The 19,860-nt window shown below is 57.8% G+C and carries 17 protein-coding genes; 5 read left to right on the forward strand and 12 right to left on the reverse strand.

Going from position 1 to position 19,860, the window contains the following annotated elements; genetic code table 11:
• Positions 1–87 precede the first annotated feature (87 nt).
• Positions 88–2,052, reverse strand: coding sequence for a peptidase U32 family protein (locus C7387_RS06575; protein ID WP_120816338.1), 1,965 nt, complete (start codon positions 2,050–2,052; stop codon positions 88–90).
• A gap of 80 nt (positions 2,053–2,132) precedes the next feature.
• Complete coding sequence (locus C7387_RS06580; protein WP_120816339.1) at positions 2,133–2,684, reverse strand: helix-turn-helix domain-containing protein; 552 nt, start codon at positions 2,682–2,684, stop codon at positions 2,133–2,135.
• A gap of 88 nt (positions 2,685–2,772) precedes the next feature.
• Between C7387_RS06580 and C7387_RS06585 the strand changes: the two genes are divergently transcribed.
• Positions 2,773–3,933, forward strand: a complete 1,161-nt coding sequence (locus tag C7387_RS06585) for a benzoate/H(+) symporter BenE family transporter (protein WP_120816340.1) — start codon at positions 2,773–2,775, stop codon at positions 3,931–3,933.
• Here the strand turns inward: C7387_RS06585 and C7387_RS06590 are convergent.
• Positions 3,916–4,785: a helix-turn-helix domain-containing protein gene (locus C7387_RS06590; RefSeq protein ID WP_006819867.1), complete on the reverse strand. Its 870-nt coding sequence runs from the start codon at positions 4,783–4,785 to the stop codon at positions 3,916–3,918. The two genes, C7387_RS06585 and C7387_RS06590, sit on opposite strands and share 18 nt — an antisense overlap.
• 182 nt (positions 4,786–4,967) lie before the next feature.
• Between C7387_RS06590 and C7387_RS06595 the strand changes: the two genes are divergently transcribed.
• Complete coding sequence (locus C7387_RS06595) at positions 4,968–5,873, forward strand: DMT family transporter (RefSeq protein ID WP_120816341.1); 906 nt, start codon at positions 4,968–4,970, stop codon at positions 5,871–5,873.
• Positions 5,874–5,909: 36 nt separating this feature from the next.
• Here C7387_RS06595 and C7387_RS06600 read toward each other — a convergent pair whose 3' ends face one another.
• Together C7387_RS06600 and tehB are read right to left on the reverse strand one after the other, a co-directional pair.
• Entirely contained in the window at positions 5,910–6,578 is a 669-nt protein-coding gene (locus C7387_RS06600; protein ID WP_006819865.1) for a DUF3313 domain-containing protein, read from the reverse strand.
• A gap of 137 nt (positions 6,579–6,715) precedes the next feature.
• Positions 6,716–7,312, reverse strand: coding sequence for a tellurite resistance methyltransferase TehB (tehB, locus tag C7387_RS06605; RefSeq protein WP_006819864.1), 597 nt, complete (start codon positions 7,310–7,312; stop codon positions 6,716–6,718).
• 119 nt (positions 7,313–7,431) lie between these two features.
• Between tehB and ydcK the strand changes: the two genes are divergently transcribed.
• Positions 7,432–8,361, forward strand: coding sequence for a YdcK family protein (gene ydcK, locus C7387_RS06610; protein ID WP_120816730.1), 930 nt, complete (start codon positions 7,432–7,434; stop codon positions 8,359–8,361).
• Here ydcK and rimL read toward each other — a convergent pair.
• The 4 genes from rimL to C7387_RS06630 form a co-directional block, all read right to left on the reverse strand.
• Entirely contained in the window at positions 8,353–8,910 is a 558-nt protein-coding gene (gene rimL / locus C7387_RS06615) for a 50S ribosomal protein L7/L12-serine acetyltransferase (RefSeq protein WP_120816342.1), read from the reverse strand. The genes ydcK and rimL overlap by 9 nt on opposite strands.
• Positions 8,911–8,966: 56 nt before the next feature.
• On the reverse strand, positions 8,967–10,622 hold the full coding sequence (locus C7387_RS06620; RefSeq protein WP_040903524.1) for a glucan biosynthesis protein D: 1,656 nt from the start codon (positions 10,620–10,622) through the stop codon (positions 8,967–8,969).
• 210 nt (positions 10,623–10,832) lie between these two features.
• Complete coding sequence (locus C7387_RS06625) at positions 10,833–11,606, reverse strand: transporter substrate-binding domain-containing protein (RefSeq protein WP_120816343.1); 774 nt, start codon at positions 11,604–11,606, stop codon at positions 10,833–10,835.
• Between the two features lie 21 nt (positions 11,607–11,627).
• Positions 11,628–12,797 (reverse strand): pyridoxal phosphate-dependent aminotransferase, encoded by a 1,170-nt coding sequence (locus tag C7387_RS06630; protein ID WP_120816344.1) that lies wholly within the window; start codon positions 12,795–12,797, stop codon positions 11,628–11,630.
• A 112-nt stretch (positions 12,798–12,909) separates the two neighbouring features.
• On the opposite strand from C7387_RS06630, the gene C7387_RS06635 reads away from it, so the two are divergent.
• Positions 12,910–13,758 (forward strand): LysR family transcriptional regulator, encoded by an 849-nt coding sequence (locus tag C7387_RS06635; protein ID WP_120816345.1) that lies wholly within the window; start codon positions 12,910–12,912, stop codon positions 13,756–13,758.
• On the opposite strand, the gene C7387_RS06640 is transcribed toward C7387_RS06635, so the two are convergent.
• Complete coding sequence (locus tag C7387_RS06640) at positions 13,745–15,253, reverse strand: carboxylesterase/lipase family protein (RefSeq protein ID WP_120816346.1); 1,509 nt, start codon at positions 15,251–15,253, stop codon at positions 13,745–13,747. The two genes, C7387_RS06635 and C7387_RS06640, sit on opposite strands and share 14 nt — an antisense overlap.
• A 40-nt stretch (positions 15,254–15,293) precedes the next feature.
• Positions 15,294–16,637 carry a 2-oxoadipate dioxygenase/decarboxylase HglS gene (gene hglS / locus C7387_RS06645; RefSeq protein WP_038257689.1) on the reverse strand — a complete coding sequence of 448 codons (1,344 nt, stop codon included), beginning with the start codon at positions 16,635–16,637 and terminating at the stop codon, positions 15,294–15,296.
• 233 nt (positions 16,638–16,870) lie between these two features.
• On the opposite strand from hglS, the gene C7387_RS06650 reads away from it, so the two are divergent.
• A complete protein-coding gene (locus C7387_RS06650; RefSeq protein ID WP_120816347.1) occupies positions 16,871–17,794 on the forward strand; it encodes a LysR substrate-binding domain-containing protein in 924 nt (307 codons plus the stop codon).
• A gap of 266 nt (positions 17,795–18,060) precedes the next feature.
• On the opposite strand, the gene C7387_RS06655 is transcribed toward C7387_RS06650, so the two are convergent.
• Positions 18,061–19,731 (reverse strand): methyl-accepting chemotaxis protein, encoded by a 1,671-nt coding sequence (locus C7387_RS06655; RefSeq protein ID WP_120816348.1) that lies wholly within the window; start codon positions 19,729–19,731, stop codon positions 18,061–18,063.
• Between the last annotated feature and the right edge of the window lie 129 nt (positions 19,732–19,860).

Below are 19,860 nucleotides of genomic sequence, written 5' to 3' on the forward strand. Positions count from 1 at the left end.
TGTATTAATTTATCGATATTGTGAATATCTGCACAAACAAACATAATGAAAAAATAAAGAAACAGGAGCCGGGGCTCCTGTTATTGATTAGCTATTTTTACGCCCTGGCAGGGTCTTCAGAAGATCTTCCGGACTGACGGAAGCCACAATACTGCCCGCCTGCGGCAGCTTCAGAATGTGGTTTTTGATTTTCCCGACCACATGCATCTCGCACGGACGGCAGTCAAAGCGTAACGTCAGCACCTCATCACCGTGCACCAGCTGCATCGGCGTGGCGCGCCAGCTCTTGATATTGCCTTTCGCCTGTTTCGGGCACAGATTGAAGGCAAAACGCAGGCAGTGCTTGGTGATCATGACCGGCACATCGCCCTTCTCTTCGTGCGCTTCATAAGCAGCATCAATCAGTTGCACACCGTAGCGATGATAGAATTCACGCGCCTTGTGGTTGTAGACGTTAGCGAGGAAGCTCAGATGCGTCTCCGGGAACACCGGCGGCGGTACAGACACCGGCTTACGGCTGCCACGTTGGTAATTCGCCAGACGCGCGTCATCCAGCATCTCTACCGCTTCGCGGCGCAGCTGGTTGAGCATGCTGTTCGGTACGAACAGTGCACCCGGCAAATTGACGCTAATTTCGCGGGCGTAGTACATCGTTTGCCCAAGTTTAGCGATCCCGTCCTGCAGACTGTTCATCGCTTTTTCGGCGTTGGTCGCCTCTTCAAAGCGGCCTTCCAGGGTGTGGGTGACGCTGACGCCCTCTTCACTGGTCAGCGTCAGCACGAGCTGCTCATGCCATCCGGAAAGCTCAACATCCACCGCCACGCGGCGATCGCTTGAGGTTTTGGTCAACGCCTGCTGCCAGTTGTGATCGAGGTTACGGTTGAGCGCCTGGTGCGGGCGCACCTTGTGCAGGTCGGCCGGCATCTCGTTCGGCCACACGCGGTAGCGGTTTTCCCCGGTTTTCTCCACGGTGTTAGCGCGAAAACCGACGATATCGCGCTTGATCATCACGTTCAGCCCATCGCCGTTCGCCAGCGGCTCGGTCACTTCAACGTCCAGGTGGTCTTTGCTGACCTTCAGCACTTCGCCCACCGGCAGGCCGATAAACTTCGGTGAGTCAAAGGCGCCAATATCCCCTTTACGGTCGTTAACGAAATAGTCGGTGCTGCCGCGATGGAAGGTCTTATCGGTCGACGGAATGAAGAAGTGCTCGGTACGCCCGGAAGAGGCCCGCGCCAGGTCGCCGCGATCTTCGATAATCGCATCGAGCATCTGGCGATAATGGGCGGTGATGTTCTTCACGTAGCTCATGTCCTTGTAGCGACCTTCAATTTTGAAGGAACGCACACCGGCATCAACCAGCGCGCCAAGGTTGGCGGTCTGATCGTTATCTTTCATCGACAACAGGTGTTTCTCAAACGACACCACGCGCCCCTGATCGTCTTTCAGGGTGTACGGCAGACGGCAGGCCTGAGAGCAGTCACCGCGGTTGGCGCTGCGCCCGGTCTGGGCGTGAGAGATATAGCACTGGCCGGAGTAAGCCACGCACAGCGCACCGTGGATAAAGAACTCAATGGTGGCATCGGTGGCGTCGCGAATGTCGGCAATCTGTTGCAGGTTCAGCTCGCGGGCAAGCACGATCTGGGTGAAGCCAACGTCGGCGAGGAATTTTGCTTTCTCGACGCTACGGATATCACACTGGGTACTGGCATGCAGCTCAATCGGCGGAAGGCTCAGTTCGAGGATCCCCATATCCTGCACAATCATCGCGTCCACGCCCGCATCGTACAGCGAGGTAATCAGCTTCTGCGCCGGTTCCAGCTCGTCATCATGAAGAATGGTATTCAGCGTCACAAACACCTTCGCGCCATAGCGATGAGCAAAGGGCACCAGGCTGGCGATGTCGCTCAGACTGTTGCTGGCGTTGTGACGCGCACCAAATCCCGGCCCTCCGATATACACCGCGTCCGCGCCGTGAAGAATAGCTTCACGGGCAATCGACGCGTCACGTGCCGGGCTGAGCAGTTCAAGATGATGGTTTTGCAGGCGCATACTCTGGTTTTTATCCGTTATGGTCAAAATGGCGGCTATTGTAGTCAGAACTGCCGCCGGACGAAATCATTTTCCATCGTTTACGCTACGGCTTTGCCGGGTTTTCCTTCAGGATAGTGTACCAGCGAGTGAAAATGCACCGTCGCCTCGCGGCTGTTGCGATAGGCATGCGCGCGGTCACCGGCAAAACGCAGTCCTTCACCGGCGTTTAACGACTGCCAGACGCCATCGATGCACATGTCGAGCACGCCCGCTATCACCACCACATGCTCAATCACCCCCGCTTCGTGCGGCGTCGATTCGCTGAGCGCCCCCGGCGCCAGAGTGATAGAAAAGTGATCGTAATGCAGCTTCGGATCCCACGGGAACAGCGTCGTGACCACCATCGCCTGCTGCGGGTCAAACACCGGCGGCTCATTGGCCTGCGGCGGGCTGATAAACAGCGAGAACGGTACGTTGAGTCCGGTAGCGATTTTCCATAACGTCGCAACCGTCGGACTGGATTCGTTACGCTCAATCTGGCCCAGCATCGCTTTCGACACGCCCGTCTCTTCTGCCAGCCGCGACAGGCTCCAGCCTCGCTGCTGGCGAAGGGATTTGAGCGTTGATGATAAGTGGTGAGCAAGTTCCATAGCGTCTCCTTTTTCACCAGTTTATCACTTGTACGCTATAGCGCACAGTGCTACATTCCTCGGACGCTATAACGCACAAGGAGTCAACATGCGCCAGATACTTCCCTTTCCGACGCTGCTATCCGGCTTTGTCGCCGTGCTGGTGGGTTACGCCAGTTCGGCGGCGATTATCTGGCAGGCTGCGGCCGCCGCCGGGGCCAGTTCGGCACAAATCGCCGGGTGGATGACCGCCCTGGGTTTTGCGATGGGGATAAGCACCCTCGCCCTGACCTTCTGGCGCAAAGCGCCGGTGCTCACCGCCTGGTCCACGCCGGGAGCCGCGCTGCTGGTGGGCGGGCTGCAGCATGTGACTCTCGCCGAAGCCGTCGGGGTATTTATCTTTGCAAACGCCCTGATTGTGCTCTGCGGCGTGACCGGGCTTTTCGCCCGCCTGATGCGGGTGATCCCCCATTCGCTTGCCGCCGCAATGCTTGCCGGGATCCTGCTGCATTTTGGTTTACAGGCGTTCGTCAGCCTGCAGGACAACCTGCTGCTTTGCGGCAGTATGCTGCTGGCGTGGCTGGCGTTAAAAGCGTTCGCGCCGCGCTATGCGGTGGTGGCGGCGCTGGTCGTGGGATGCGCGGCGGCGCTGATGAACGGTGAAGTGAATACCTCTGCGCTCTCTTTTAGCTTCGCCGCACCAGAATTTATCGCCCCCGTCTTTACGCCACAGCTGCTGATTAGCGTTGGGATCCCGTTTTTCCTCGTCACCATGGCATCGCAAAATGCGCCGGGCTTTGCCACCCTGCAGGCCAACGGTTATCAGGTGCCGGTATCACCGCTGATTATCTTCACCGGCGCGCTGGCGCTGCTGCTGTCGCCGTTTGGCGTGTATTCGATTTGCATTGCCGCCATTACCGCCGCCATCTGCCAGAGCCCGGACGCTCACCCGGAGCCCAGCCAGCGCTGGCGCGCCGCGGCGGCAGCTGGGGGGTTTTATCTGCTGGCAGGTGCGTTTGGTGGCTCCATCACCGCGCTGATGAGCGCATTACCGGTGGCGTGGATCCAGATGCTCGCCGGGCTGGCGCTGCTCAGCACCCTCGGCGGCAGCCTGGTGCAGGCAATGGCGCAGGAAAATGAACGCGATGCGGCGATGGTCACCTTTCTCGTCACCGCCAGCGGCATCACGCTTGCGGGCGTGGGCTCGGCATTCTGGGGATTAGTGGCGGGCGGGCTGTGCTATGCGGTGCTGTCACTGCGCCGCGCGTAGCTGCGAAGGGGTTTGCCCGGTTGAAGCCTTAAAACGGTTGCTGAAGTGGCTGGCAGAGCTGAATCCGCAGGCCAGCGCCACCTCGGTAAGCGACAGCGTTGAGTGGCGCACCAGCTCGGTCGCCTTCACCATCCGCCGCTGCATCACGTACTGATGCGGAGCCATCTTCATGGAGTGGCGGAACATGCGGGCGAAGTGATATTCGCTCTGCGCCGCCTGCTGGGCAAGCGTGGCAAGCGTTAGCGGTTCGCCAAGGTGCGCTTCGATAAAGCCAAGGATATGGCGCAGCACGAACGGCGCCAGGCCGCCGGTGACCACGGGCAACTGCCACTGCACGTTCGAATAATGCTGAATAAGATGGGTCAGCAGCAGCGTGCTGGCGGTACTGAGCGTCAGCTGATTGGCCTGCTGCTGCCAGTCACAGCCGAGCAGAAACTGGCGGTAGACGGCGGTGATTTTCGGATCGTTGGCGAAGGTTTTTTCATCGAGGGTAAAGCTAGCCGGACTGCGATCCCAGATTTTCTCTCCCACTTCACGCAGGTGTTCGTCGGTACAGTAAAGATGCACAAACGACAGATCGTCGCGAATGTCCCAGGTGGTTTCACAGGCTTTCGGCATCAGGCAAAAGCGATCCGGCCCGCCACCGTTTTTCCACCCCTGCGGCGTTTTCTGGTAACTCTCGTAGCCATCCGCCACGTACAGGCTCAGCGTGTGGTGCGAGCTCTGCACCGTGACCGTATCGCGCTTGTTGTACCACGCCGCCAGCTGAATGCCTGAATTCAGTGAAACGGTATCCCGCAGAATGGCTTTCTGTTTGCGTAGCGTTTCAAAGGTATCGTAGGCGTGAGACATTCCGGCAGCGTTTCCTGTTCAGCAAAACTCTAGTCTATGTACAGACGTGCGCTGATGCCAGCCCCACATCAACCCGCCGGATAAAAAGCGCAAGAATTTGCAAGTTCAGCGCAGCATGGTGAAAGCGCCCGACCGCGATCCGGGCCAGACTGTCCGTTGGCAGTCATCATAAGAGAGAAAAAATGAACGCATTACTGTACGTGCTGGTGGTGGTTATCTGGGGAACCACATGGATAGCGATTTTTCTGCAACAGGGCCCCGTTCCGGCCCCGGTGTCTATTTTCTGGCGCTTTGCGGTGGCAAGCATCACGCTGATGGCCGTGCTGCTGGTGATGCGTCGGCTGCGCAGGCTGACATTTCGCGATCACCTGTTCTGTATGGTGCAGGGCTGCTGCGTGTTCTGCTTCAATTTCTGGTGCTTTTATACCGCCGCAGCGTATATCAATACCGGGCTCGAATCGGTGATTTTCTCGATGGCGGTGCTGTTTAACGCCATCAACAGCTTTATTTTCTTCCGCCAGCAGCCGCCGGGCCGTTTTTATCTTGCCGCCCTGCTTGGCCTGCTCGGGATTGTGACGCTGTTCTGGGACGATCTGCTGGCAAGCGGGCTTAACGCCTCTCTGCTGCTGGGTATTGGCCTCAGCGCGCTTGGCACCTATGGCTTCTCGCTGGGTAACATGCTGAGCCTGCGCCATCAGCGTCGCGGGCTTGAAACGCTCACCACCAACAGCTGGGCGATGCTTTACGGCACCATCGTCATGGGGGCTATCGCGCTGGTACGCGGGGACAGCTTTATGCCGGAATTCACCATAAGCTACATGGGCGCGCTGTTCTACCTGGCGCTGTTTGGCTCGGTGATTGCCTTTGGGGCATATTTCACGCTGGTCGGGCGCATCGGCGCCAGCAATGCGGCTTACAGCACCCTTTTGTTCCCGCTGGTGGCGCTCACCATCTCCACGTTCTATGAGGGCTACGTCTGGCATATTAACGCGGTGGCCGGGCTGGCGCTGATCCTGCTGGGTAACCTGGTGATGTTTGCTAAACCAGAGACCTGGTTCAGAGGGCGGGCGGTACGAAACGCGGCATGATAAAAAAAGCGCCATCGGAAGATGGCGCTACCGGTTTTACTTCTGGGTCGGATCAAACTTAACCGCGTCAATCGCCATATTGTCGATAACCTGCTTCAGGGTATCAATGGTCATTGGCGTGTTTTCATTGGCAAGCGTTTTCCCTTCACCTTTACGCACCACTTTGATAACCGGCTTGTTGGTCCGGGCATCAATCAGTTCGCCTTCAAAGTACAGGCTGGTATCCATGGTACGGTGGCCGGTTGCCGCCTGAGTCCCCGCAACAATCATCGCGACAGGGATAACCTCATAGAACTGCAATCCTTCTTTGCTGGAGTCTACGCCGGTGATAGCGCCACGGAAGATCAGGCTACGCGGACCCGCGGTGGTTGCCAGCGGTTTACGCTCGGCAATCGCCTTTTTCATTTGGGTGTTGGTGTAGTTACGGATCTGATCGAGCGCCTTTTCCCCTACCTGAGTATTCGGCTTCGGCACCGGATAATAAATAATCGGGTTATAGACGACGTTGTCGTAATTCGCCGGATTATAGTTTGGATCAATCCAACGTAACTCCGGCGCGCCGGAAGCGGATGTTGTCTCCTTCAGATTAGAATAATCTTTTAAAAATCCCGAATATTGAGTGGGTTGCGCAATTTTAGAAGCACAGCCCGTCAAAGCAAGCATTGCTGTAAGCGCAGCAACGCTTAAAAGTACTTTAGTACGCATGAAATAATCCCTGTAAATGCAAGAGTGCCAGTTAGTTATAGCAAACGGAGCGGGAATTTGTTGAGGCAAAAGTGTGGCAGATCTCAGGAATGAAAAATAAGTGCCGCTCCTGGCAGAGCGGCACGATTCAGATGTAATTAGAAAGGCTTACGCGCCAGCATCGTGGCAAAACGCAGCTTAATCCGGTTACCGTTAGCATCGGTCCGGTGCAGTTCGCCCACCTCTTCATTGTATTTCAGCAGCTCCCAGCCGGCGTAATAATTGCTGAGCTCCTGCGGCTTAAACGCAAACGGGAAGCCGACGGTGCACGGATAATCTTCGGTATCCATTGCCGCGACGATCAGGTTATAGCCGCCCGGTTTGGTGCAGCGCTGCATATTGGCAATCAGTCCCGGAATGGTTTTCGCTTCGAGGAACATCAGCACGACGGTTGAAAGAATAAAATCGTATTCCCCGTCAAAGCTCAGGTTGTTCAGATCCTGAATGGCGCTGTGCAGGTTTTCCAGCCCCTCTTCGCGACGGATATTTTCCAGATTCTGGATGCTGTTGGGGTTTTTATCCCACGCGGTGACGTCAAAACCGTTTGCCGCGAGATAGAGGCTGTTGCGCCCATTGCCGCAGCCAAGATCGAGGGTCTTCCCGGGCGCGACTATCGTTGCCGCGTGGACCACCTCTGAGTGGGTGCGGGTCATGCCGTATTTGTCGGTAAAGTAGTTGTCATCACAGCGGGTCATAGCTCTTCCTTTTTATCAACAGGCGCAATTTATAACATGCATTTTAAAGTAACCTTTAAACCCGCGCTACGCCTTTCTTTGCTACGTTTATGTTACCCGTCCGTGAAGAGATGCGCATGATGAACAAGTATCGCCTGAGTGAAGAAACCCGCACCTATGACTACCTGCACGCAGGAAACAGGACAAGCGTCTCGCTGCGGCAGATTATTGCGTTGCGCGATTTCGCCGACGTCACGGCGGGTAGCTACGGCGGCTGGATTAGCGAGGGTTCGGTGCTGTCGCAGGAGGGGCATTGCTGGATCTACGACCCGGAGAGCGTGGTCTTTGCCGGTGCGCGCATTGAGCATAACGCCCGGATTGTCGACCCTTGCGTTATCAGTCACCAGGCGTTAATCAGTGACAACGTCACTATACAGGCTTCACAAATTCGCGGCGAGTGTCACCTCTTCGGCCACGCCCGTATTCTTGATGGCAGCGAAATCATTGCCGCCCGGGGCATGACGCCGGATCACGACCAGTACCTGCAGATTTACGATCGCGCCACGGTCAGCCGCTCCCGAGTGGTTCATCAGGCGCAAATTTACGGCGATGCGATTGTGCATCAGGGCTTTATCGAGCACCGCGCTGAGATTTTTGATACCGCCATGATTGAAGGTAATGAAGAGAACAACGTCTGGGTCTGCGACTGCGCCAAAGTCTATGGTAATGCGCGGCTTATCGCCGGGCTCGGCGAAGACGCAATCCCCACGCTACGCTACAACGCGCAGGTGGCCGAGAACGCGGTGGTGGAAGGCAACTGCGTGCTGCGCCGTCATGTGCTGGTTGGAGGCCGTGCCTGGATCCAGGGCGGCCCGGTACTGTTGGACGACCGGGTGATTATCCAGGGGCGCGCGCGGATCCGGGGAGATGTGATTGTGGAGCACCAGGTGGAAATGAGCGATGACGCGGTGATTGAAACCTTCGACGGCGAACGGATCCACGTTCACGGGCAAAAAGTGATTAACGGCAGCGAGCGCATTACCCGCTCACCGCTGCTGGGTTCACTCTGAGGTGGGGTCCACAATGCGTGCGTAAATATTCTGGTCGTGATATTCGCCGTTGAGGAATTCGGCCTGCCTCAGGCAGCCTTCCAGCACGAAACCGTTGCGCAGCGCTACGCGGTTGCTTTCGAGGTTAGCCACCCGGCATTTGATAACAAAGCGGCGCACGATCCCGGCCTTGCCGTAGAACGCCACAAACGCGTTAAGCGCCCGGGAAAGAATGCCCTTTCCCTGCCACGACTCGTCTATCCAGTAGCCGATATAGCCGGTTTTATTCTGTGGTTCAATCAGGTTGAAGGAGAGCACGCCCACCATCTGCTCATCGACAAAAATCAGGAACATTTTGCCGTAACCACGCTGGTGCAGCATCACGTTACCGATGGCATTTTGGCGGCTCGCGGCTTCGTCCGTCACGTGCTGCGGCCAGTCCAGCGACTGCTGCAAAAACGCCCGGTTCTTCACCACCAGCTGGTGCAGTTCTGGCACAAAGCGCTCGTCGATGGCCTGAAGCCGGATGTGGTCATCAACCGCAATCACCGCGTCGTTGCACAAAGTCATGCCTCTTCTCCCTGCTTAGAGAAACGCCCCACCGTCAGGCGGGGCGAACTCGGGCGTTATTTCATGATGCGGTCGTCAACGTAGGTACGTTTGTCCGGCGCCGGTGGGAAGTACTGATACAGCCAGGTTTCACTGATGGCGTCTCCCTGACAGCGCAGGAACATGCGCATCTCAACCGGGTCAGTCGAGTCGGAGGTCGGGTACCAGTCGAAGAGAATACGGTAACCATCAAACGGTTCGACGTAGAGGATCTCGACCTGTTTAGCTTCACCACTTGAAAGTGTGATAACCGGCTCAATGCCCTTCGGCGCAGCGGCTTTGAGGTCGCCGCCGACAAAATCGATGGCGAAGCGACGGGCCCATTTCTCCGGGAAATGTTCGCCCGGCGCCCAGCCTTCCGGGAACGCCCCCATGCCGGTGCGGGTTGCCATCACCCGAGCCAGCGGTGAACGCACCGGCGGCTGCGCGCTCCAGTAGAGGCGATATTTGAAATCAAGCTCGTCGCCCGCTTTCACCGCTTTTTCCGGCTGCCAGAAGCAAACGATGTTATCCAGCGTTTCGCCGGTGGTCGGGATCTCCATCAGCGAGACGGCTCCTTTCCCCCATGCGTTACGCGGCTCCACCCACAGGCTCGGGCGTTTGTTGTACCAGCCCATCACGTCCTGATAGTGGCTGAAATCGCGGTCCAGCTGCAGCAGACCAAAGCCCTTCGGGTTTTTATCCATATAGGCGTTGAACTGCAGTTTTTGTGGGTTATTCAGCGGACGGCAGATCCACTCACCGTTGCCCAGCCACATCGACAGACGATCGGAATCGTGGATCTGCGGGTGGATGGTGTCACACATCCGGCGCTCGTTGTTGCCGCAGCTGAACATGCTGGTCATCGGCGCAATGCCGAGCTGCTTGATGTCTTTACGCGCGTAAACGTGATTCTCGACGTCCATAATCACCTGCGTTTGCTGGCAGTTGATGACGAACTTATAGGCGCCGGTCACGCTTGGGCTGTCGAGCAGCGCGTAGACGGTGAACACCGTGGCGCCCGGTTTAACGGTTTCAAACCAGAACGAGGTGAAGTCCGGAAACTCTTCCGGCGTGTCGGTAAAGGTATCAACCGCCAGACCGCGCGCGGACAGGCCGTACTGGAACGTATCATCCACGGCGCGGAAATAGCTGGCACCCAGGAACGAGACGATATCGCGACGCGCCAGCTCCGGCGCTTTGAAGGCGCGGAACCCGGCAAAACCGAGGTCGGTCTGCCCTTCCAGCTGGCGGGTATCAACCCCGGTACCGTCATATTTAAACAGCTCCGGGCGGAAGTGAATTTCACGCGCCTGCTGGGTGCTGGCATCAACGGAGAACATGCGGATGCGACGGCGGAATCCCATCCCGACGTGGAAGAACTGCACATCAAGCTGGCGTTCGGGAACGTTATTCCACAGCGATTGTGACGCATCATACTGGATGGCGTTATAGGCCTGCGGGGTCATCGTTGCCAGAGTGTCAGGCAGCGCGCGCGGCGCTCCCCCCCACGGCTGGTGCGCCAGATCCTTCGCTATCGACTGCAATACGTTGTAGTCAAAACGGCGGGTCTGGCCATCGGCGATGTTCGAATCAGCCGCGAAGGCTGCCTGGGTAAAAAGAGATGCTACGCCGGAAGTGCCACATACTGCGGCAACAGCCATTGAGGATTTTAGAAAACGTCTGCGGTTCATGCCTGAAAAAGCGTCCTTTAGTAAGTCCATTGATGCGCTACGGCGAAAAACAGGTGCCTCGTGAATTCGCCCACTCTAGACAAAAACGATTGATAATCCAATTGTTGGGGGCAGAAAAATGAGGCAAAAAGGTAAATATTTTGTGTCTATAAAAAAACCCCTGTCCGACATCGTCAGCAGGGGTGAAAAATTGCAGTGGCTGTGCAGAGATTACTTAACGCTGACATCAATTCCCGGGAAGTATTTCGCCGCCAGGCGGGTGATGGTGCCGTCGGCACGCACTTTGTCGATCGCCGTATCCAGCTGCTTTTTGGTCGCGTCATCGCCTTTGCGAATACCGTAACCAATACCGCTACCGAGGATCGTATCGTCAGCAACCGGTTTACCAATAAAGCCAAACCCTTTGCCCTGCGGCTTGCTGAGGAACCCGGCCTGACCGGCGGCGGACATCACCAGCGAGGCATCGATACGCCCGTTAAGTAAATCTGCCCACGCCATATTCTGATCTTTGTATGACACCACCGTGACGCCGTGCTTCTCCCAGTGCTCTTTGGCAAACGTCTCCTGAATTGAGCCCTGCAGCACGCCGATGGTTTTGCCCTTCAGCCCTTCCGGCGTCGCCTGCATACCGCTGTCGGCTTTACCCACCAGCTGCGACGGAATGCGGTAAATCGGCTGGGTGAAATCAATACTCTTACGCCGCTGCTCGGTAATGTTCATTGCCGAGTTGATGGCATCAAACTTTTTCGCCGTCAGGCCCGGGATCAGCGCATCGAATGAGGTCTCGACCCAGCCGCATTTAAGCTGTGCGGCGGCGCATATCGCGTTGCCAAGTTCAATGTCGAAGCCTTCCAGCTGCCCGGCGGCGTTGCGGCTTTCAAACGGCGGGTATTCCGCTTCTACGCCGTAGCGCAGTTCGCCTGCGGCAAAGGTGGAAAATGCGCTGAACATCCCGAGGGCGAGGAAAAGTGCTTTCATCTTCATGGTATCACTCCTTAACGCGGCTTAACGCGGCTTAACGCGACACAGTGCCTGCGCACCGGCCCGTAATGTCGCCTCGTCTTTGGCAAAAGAGAGGCGAATCAGTTTGTTATCTGTTCCGTCGGTGTAAAACGCCGACAGCGGAATAGTGGCAACGCCGTATTCGGTTATCAGCCGCTTCACCATCTCGCTGTCGCTTTCATCGCTGAAATGCGCGTAATCCGCCAGCATGAAGAATGACCCGGCGCTTGGCAACAGGCGGAACGGCGAATCGGCCAGCAGCGTTTGCATGAGATCGCGCTTGCGCTGATAAAACGCCGACAGCGTCATCCAGGTTTGTGGATTACTCATGTGCTCGGCAAAGGCGTACTGCATCGGCGTATCGGCCGAGAACATCATAAACTGATGTACTTTGCAGATTTCATCCATTAGCGCAGCGGGCGCCACGCAGTACCCTACGCGCCAGCCGGTGACGTGAAAGGTTTTACCGAACGACGAGACAATCACGCTACGCTCGGCAAGCGCCGGATGCGTTGCCATGCCGTGGTGCACTTCGCCGTCGAACACCACATGCTCATACACTTCATCAGAGAGGATAATGATATCGGTGTGGCGGGTCAGCGCCGCCAACTGCTCGAGATCCTCACGGGAGAACACCTGGCCGCTCGGGTTGTGCGGCGTATTCACGATGATCATCCGCGTTTTCGGGGTAATGGCGGCGCGTACCTCATCCCAGTTCACGGAGAAATCCGGTACCGTGAGTTTGATAGCAACCGGCGTTGCCCCCTGCAGGCGAACAATCGGCGCATAGCTGTCGAAGGAAGGTTCGAAATAGATAACCTCATCGCCGGGGTGCACCAGCCCGCTAATGGCGGAATAGAGCCCTTCGCTGGCGCTGGCGGTTACCAGAATTTCATCATCAACGTCGTAGGTGGTGCCGTAGTGGCCGGTAATTTTCTCCGCGATGCGCTCCTTTAGCGCCCGCAGGCCGGTCATCGGCGCGTACTGGTTGCGCCCCTCTTCCATCGCCTTCGTGACACCCGCCATCAGCGCGGCATCGCAGGAGAAATTTGGCGCTCCCTGAGAGAGGTTAATGGCGCCGTGCTGCGCCGAAAGCTGGCCAATCACGGTAAAAATCGTGGTGCCGACATCGGGTAATTTAGAACGCGTTTTCACAGGTGTACGAACAGTCATTATTTTTCCCTTCTCGATTCAGGTGCATAACTATTCAAACCAAAGTCAGTTGTGGCGACAAACGAATTGTTGTCATAATAGCCATGAGAAAAACGCATAGCTGGAGCCTCTGATGTCGCGTAGCACCCTGCCGCTGAATGCCGTTGAAACCTTCCTCGTCACCGCCCGTCATCTCAACCTGACCCATGCGGCGCGCGAGCTGTGCCTGACCCAGGGCGCGGTGAGCCGCAAAATTGCCTCGCTGGAGAGCTGGTTCGGGTTTCCGCTCTTTGAACGTCACGCCCGGGGGCTGCGCCTGTCGCCGCACGGCAGCGCGCTGTATCCCGAGCTTTTAAGCGCGTTCAGCAAAATGCTGGTAATTGCCGAGCAGGCACGCCAGCAGCAGACCGTGGTGCGCTTAAAAGCGCCGACCTGCGCCATGCGCTGGCTGGTGCCGCGCCTGATTGCCATTGAACAGCGCTACCCGGAGCTGCAAATTGCGCTCACCACCACCACCGCCCATCAGGTGAACTTCAAGACCGAACCCTTCGATGCCGCGATTGTCTTTGGCCCACATCTGACCATGGGTGACCTGCTGTTTGAAGAGTCGTTAACGCCGGTGTTAAGCCCGGATCTCGCCTGTGACAGCCCGCTACAGGGGAAAACCTTTTTGCACCCTACTCGCGATAAAACCGACTGGACGCTGTGGCTGGCAGGCTACGCCCCCGTCGAGCCGGTGGCTATGCAAAAAAATCAACACTTCGACACCATGGATCTGGCGATCACCGCCGCGGTGCAGGGATTTGGCGTAGCAATTGCCGACGAAACGCTGGTGGAAGAGGATTTACGCGGTGGACGGCTGGTGCGTCCTTATGCACTGAGTGTGAAAACCGGCGCCAGCTACCGCCTGCTGCTGCGGGAATCTCCCGGCAAGGCGGACGGGCTGGCGCGGTTTCGCGAGGAGCTGATTAATCCAGGGTAACGTGGTGCTTCATCACCCGCTTAAAGAGCGCCAGCCTGGCGCGCATAAAGCGTTTTTCGAGCTTAAACCCGGCGCGCTTGTCTAAGCCAATCCGCAGCAGGCGGTCGCGGCCTTTTACGCTGGCAGACCAGCGAGTCACACCGTTCAGCGTAGTGTGTTCCCGGCTGGCGTGACGGGCGAAATTCACCCAGAAATCGGCCACATGTCCGGCAAAGGCGACGTCGTTATCGTTCACGTACTGGCGCGCAGGCTCCGCTAAACGCAGCGTGTCGAACACGTATGGCACTTCGTTACCGTGCCAGGTGCCGTGTTGATAGGTCTCATGCTCGGCCTCGGCGACGTAGTCGAACCAGTAGCGCCAGCAGGGTTCGCCTGCGCGCTGCTGCGCCTGCATCACCACATAACCCAGCGTGGTAAATGCCATATCGCGGCACACCTGACGCCCGAGCGCGGCATCTCCCCTGACGCCGGGATACAGCAGCTTAATCAGCCCGAGGCCCAGCCGTCGATCGCGGCGCAGCTTCTGGATCTCCTGCGCCACATCTACGCCAAACACCTCCATGACGCTGGCTTCGTCGCTGTTTGAGCCCACCATCACCGGCATCGGGTGCTGCGCGCCGGCGAAGAAAACATCCAGCATCGGGTGCGGGAGCACGGCATCGCCGGAAATGGGCGCAGGCCCCCGGTTGAGCGGCGCTTCCAGCGGCCAGAATGCCTCCGCCGGGATAGCGCGCAGTTCATCGGCGGTAGCCCGTTCGAAACCGAAATGGGCGGCAATCTGCTCGCCTTTGACCAGCGCATCACCGCGCGGCGTATCCGGCAGCGTATACCCGCTCTGAATAATCGCTTTGTGGAACAGCCCCTTCGCTTTCGGCGAGGCCAGCAGCGACAGCACGCTGCGCGCCCCGGCGGATTCACCGAACAGGGTAATGTTTTCGGCATCGCCGCCAAACGCAGCAATGTTATCGCGCACCCACTGCAGGGCGGTGATTTGATCGAGTAGCGCGAAGTTATAGAGCCGCTCACCGTCCTCATTCTCAAGCGCCGGATGGGCAAAGAAGCCGAGGTGTCCGAGGCGATAGTTGAGCGTAACCACCACAACGCCGCGCCCGGCCAGCGCCTTGCCGTCGTAGGGCGGCAGGCTGCCGGAGCCAATGGTAAACCCACCGCCGTGCAGCCAGACCATCACCGGCAGGGGTTCACTGCGCACCGCCGGAGACCAGACGTTGAGATACAAACAATCTTCGGAGAACTGGCCCGGGTCACCGCCGCCGAGCTCGCAGCAGTAATCGAGACTTTGCCAGCTCGCGGGAGAAAAGGTATTGGCGACGCGAACGTCCTGCCAGGGTTCCACCGGCTGCGGCGCACGCCAGCGCAGTGGCCCTGTGGGCGGCGCGGCATAGGGGATGCCACGCCAGAGGTGAATATTGCCATCCACGACGCCCGCCAGCGGGCCATGAGTGGTCATAACGAGGGGTGTTGAGGGGTTCTGCATGATCCGTCCTTCTACTGCACACCCCTGCAGATTACCTGTTTCAGAGCAGACCGCAACGTCGTTTACTGCGATCTTCTGCCTGTTGATACAAGGTAAACTCATCCAGTACCGGGCAGCCGAGCGCTTCTTCAAATGCCAGGCGGCTTGAGTTACCGTGGCTGCGGGCCTGGGTTTCATTACCGAGATTCGACTGGAATATCCCCGCCGCGCTCACCGGCAGGAAGTCTTCATAGGTGATAGGCTGCGCCACCACCCACCCGCGTTCGATCAGCGGCTGCGGATCATCGCCCGGGCGAATGGCGTGACGATGCGCCTCTCCGGCAGGGGTCAGACGGTAGCGGAAATAGGCCAGCTCCTGACGACGCATCAGCAGTTCACTGTCCGGGAAGGCTTTGAAGATATCCAGCAGATGCTGCTGATGGCTCAGGTTATCCTTACCGGTTCCCGCATCGCCCAGCAGCGAGTCGTACAGCTCGCGGCCTTTTGGCGTCAGCGCCACGCCGCGCTGTTCAATTTCCCCAAAGCGCGCGGTATGGGTCCCCAGGTGTTCACCGGCGAACAGGACTTTCTCCTCCAGCGCTTTAAAGCTGGTCTGGCGCAGTAAAATCGGTACTTCACGGCGCGGCGGCCCTTCGATCAGCACCTTGGGGGTGATCCCACGCTCCGGCATCAGCGCCTGTACCCGGTCGATATCGAGCGTGCGCGGCGTGAGATGGTTGATATGGCAGCCCGGGAAGCACACCACGTCGGCAATCAGGCGGTGCTCGTCGTGCAGGGCCTGATAGGTTTCCTGGTCAACCGTCGCGTGCTGGTGCCAGCGGAAGGTTTCCAGCGCTTCGCGGACAAACTCCTGCGCCTCGGCTTCGGTCAGCGCCCCCTGCTTCTCGTGACGCGCAATCAGCTCGCGGCAGCGCGGAGTAAAAATATCGCGTTTAGCAAGAATGCTGGCCGCACGTTTGCGTAGCACGGCGTTATCGATAAGCTCAAGGCGCAGCAGCGAGGTAAACACGCGGAAGGGGTTACGGGCGAGCGAGCTGTCATCTACCGGACGAAACGCCGTGGAGTGCACCGGCACGCCCGCCTGGGAAAGATCGTAATAGCTGACCGGGTACATCCCCATGATGGCAAACATCCGCCGCAGCGTGGAAAGCTCTTCGGCGCTGCCGACGCGAATAGCGCCGTGGCGCTCTACGTTCAGCCGCGCCAGTTCATCGGCGTTGGCTAATTTTTCATGCAGCTTAGGATTGTGCTCCAGTACCGCCAGATTGACGTCCGCCACCAGCTCCAGCAAGGTACCGTACTGCGGAACTTCCTGCTGGTACATCGCCGACATTGCCTGCGAAAAGTGCTCCCGAATCTCATCCGCCGTGATGGTGTTCGCCATGATCTCATGTCTCCAGTGAATATTACCTGGAGTGTAGAGAAGGCCATCGATTCGCGTTGGGGAGAATGTATAAATTGTGATCGCGGATGCGATGGTTTGCGCAAAAAACGACCTCAAAAGCAGAAATTACTTGTAAGTCAAACAGATCGAATGTTAATAATATTTTGCTAGCAGGTTATCAAAATTAAACAACTTTACTTGTTTCTCTCGTCGCTCTGTTTTTAACATTCACTATGGAAAAAAACGGTTTGTTCAGTCAGCGCATCCGCTTGCGCCATTTGCATACATTCGTTGCCGTCGCCCAACAGGGAACTCTGGGGCGCGCGGCTGAAACCCTTAACCTCAGCCAGCCAGCGCTGTCTAAAACGCTGAATGAGCTGGAGCAGCTTACCGGCACGCGACTTTTTGAACGCGGGCGGCTGGGCGCGCAGCTGACGCTGATGGGGGAACAGTTCCTCACGCATGCGGTGAGAGTGCTCGATGCCCTGAACACCGCCGGGCAGTCCCTCACGCGTAAAGAAGGCCAGGAAAACGACATTGTGCGCGTGGGTGCCCTGCCCACCGCCGCGCTCGGTATTCTTCCTGCCGTCATTGGTCAGTTCCATAAAGAGCAGAAAGACATTACCCTCCAGGTTGCCACCATGAGCAACCCGATGCTGCTTGCCGGGTTGAAAACCGGTGAAATCGATCTCGGTATTGGCCGGATGTCCGATCCTGAGCTGATGAGCGGCCTGAACTACGAGCTGCTGTTCCTCGAATCGCTAAAACTGGTTGTGCGCCCGAATCATCCGCTGCTACAGGAAACCATGACCTTAAGCCGGGTGATGGAGTGGCCGGTGGTTGCTTCGCCAAAAGGCACGGTTCCGCGCCAGATTGCCGATACGCTGCTGCAAAGCCAGGGCTGTAAAATGCCGGCAGGCTGCATTGAAACGCTGTCGGCTTCGCTCTCACGCCAGCTTACCGTCGACTATGACTACGTGTGGTTTGTGCCATCCGGTGCGGTGAAAGATGATTTGCGCCGCGCCGCGCTGGTTTCGCTGCCGATCCCGGTACCAGGAGCCGGTGAGCCGATCGGGATTATCACCCGTGTGGATCCTCAGCACTCGACCGCGGTACAGACGCTGCTGAGCGCAATTCGAAAATCCATGCCGGATTGATAAACTACCGGGCACGCGGCTGCAGAATATATCAGCACCTTAGGTTCAGGCGGTGAAAGAGCGGGTACTTAGCTCACTTTGAAGGTGAGTCGCTGTCGAAAAAAGCATCTACTGTGAACTGAGAATGCCCGGTGCGCTCCGCTTACCGGGCCTACAATCCACTGAACCGTTGGGTTTTGTAGGCCGGATAAGCAAAGCGCCATCCGGCAAAACCGCGACGCAGGGGGCTGCGATCACTCTCAGGGACCCGCAGGTCCCTTTTATTGTCAGAACGTTTCCCAGTTTTCACTTTCAACCGTTGCGGGTTGCAGCGGCTGGCGCAGCGGTGCCGTTGACGTCTTGCGGGCAGCCGGGCTGCTCTGCAAACGAAACGCACCGACGGCCTCGGTGAGACGTGCCGCCTGCTCTTCGAGCGATGCCGCCGCCGCCGAGGCTTCTTCCACCAGCGACGCATTCTGCTGGGTGACGTTATCCATCTCGGTGATCGCCTGGCTCACCTGCGTAATACCCCGGCTCTGTTCATCGGAGGCCGCCGCAATTTCGAGCATAATGTCGGTCACGCGTTTCACCGCGTCAACGATATCGCCCATGGTGCTGCCTGCGGCAACCACTTCGCTGGAGCCGCGATCGATAAGCGTCACCGATTCGCTGATAAGCCCTTCGATCTCTTTTGCCGCCTGGGCGCTACGGCTGGCCAGGGTGCGGACTTCACTCGCCACCACCGCAAAGCCGCGCCCCTGCTCACCGGCGCGCGCCGCTTCAACCGCCGCGTTCAGCGCCAGAATATTGGTCTGGAAAGCGATACTGTTAATCACCGCGGTAATTTCAGAGATTTTTTTCGAACTGGCAGAGATGCTGCCCATGGTGCTTACCACCCCTGAGACAATCTGACCGCCGCGCGTGGCTTTGCCGGAAGCATCTTCCGCAAGCTTGCTGGCGTGATGGGCGTTGTCGGCGTTCTGTTTCACGGTGGCGGTCAACTGCTCCATGCTGGCGGCAGTCTCTTCGATGGCGGCGGCCTGCTGTTCGGTACGGGAAGAGAGATCGGTGTTACCGACGGAGATTTCGCTGGTGCCACGATAAATTTCTTCCGCGCCCTGACGCACGGTACCGACCGTTTGCACCAGAGAGCGCTGCATTTTTTGCAGGTCGCGGCTCAGCTTACCGATTTCGCTGCGTCCGGTCGCTTCATCGGCGACGGTCAGATCGCCTGCCGCAATGCGCTCGATGCGCCCTGCCGCACGTACCAGCGGATGGATCACCGTCCGGCGCAGTACGACGAAGGTTAACACCGACAGCACCAGCGCCAGAATAAACGCCCCGCCCATGAAGATGATCCCCAGACGCGTGCGCTGCTGGGCCAGTTCGGTGAGGTGATTAGCGCGCTCGGTGCGGATGTTAATCGCCTGCAGCAGCACCTGGTTATAGGCATCGTCCAGCGGGCGAGCTTGCTCGTTCTCGCTGGTAATAATTGCCTCAAACATACCGTTACGGGCATATTTCAGCATCGGCTGCATCCCCGTAATATAGGCCTGGAAGCGCGTGGTCAGTTCGTTGTCGAGCGCTTTTCCGGCGTCGGTTTTTACCCGCCGCTCCATGTACTGATTAAAACCGGCCTGCGACTGGGCAATGCGCTCTTCCGCCTGGGCGATATTGCGTTTCATATCGTCCATTTCGGCGATACGGCTGGCGGCCCCGGCGTGAATAAGGTTGATACGCGCCGAACGCAGGTGGTTCGAACTATTAGATAACCCCATTCGCACCTGCAACTCTTCGGTGACGTCGCGCTGGTCACGGTCTGCCTGCAGCAGGAAATAGCCCGCCAGGCCAGAGCTCAGCGCGAACAGCAGCATGATGCCGCCGAGGATAGAGGAGAACAGGGGAACCAGGCGAATATGATGCAAAAAACTCAGCTTTTGCGCTGCTGTTGTGTCCATGACCTTCGACTCTCTCTTATCGTTATGCGTACAAACACGCCCGTAAGATTGTCATCGGCCCGCCCGCGGTTTTGCTTACGGCTAAAATCGCTACACAGGTCACACTTCAGCACAATTTATGAATAGCCC

The sequence above is a fragment of the Yokenella regensburgei genome (genome assembly GCF_003634235.1).
In the GTDB taxonomy this organism is placed as follows: domain Bacteria; phylum Pseudomonadota; class Gammaproteobacteria; order Enterobacterales; family Enterobacteriaceae; genus Yokenella; species Yokenella regensburgei.